The organism is Belnapia sp. AC561 (assembly GCF_979252845.1).
Genome location: NZ_CEEDBP010000429.1, coordinates 1 through 243, shown reverse-complemented (window position 1 = coordinate 243; position 243 = coordinate 1). Strand labels below are relative to the sequence as shown.

1 protein-coding gene is annotated in these 243 nt (G+C 37.4%); it reads left to right on the top strand.

Annotated elements, in window-relative coordinates:
• Window positions 1-243, top strand: a 243-nt coding sequence (locus AC0IW9_RS31730) for a quinol:electron acceptor oxidoreductase subunit ActD (protein ID WP_471652256.1), incomplete at both ends; no start/stop codon positions are given.

The following is a 243-nucleotide window of genomic DNA, read 5'->3' as shown; positions in this document are numbered from 1 at the left end:
ACAATGAGTGATATCAAATATATTTTAGGCAGCTTTGGTGACCCTGATGAAATGATGCATGGCATCGAAAAACTTCAGGAAAATAACATCAGTATTTTTGATGTATATACGCCGATGCCTATACACGGGATAGAAGCCAAATTAGGCATTAAAAGATCAAGAATAGACATCGCAGCATTTTGCTTCGGTATTACAGGTACCTGCGCAGCTTTCGCTTTGATTTATTTTTGCGCAGTTATTGAT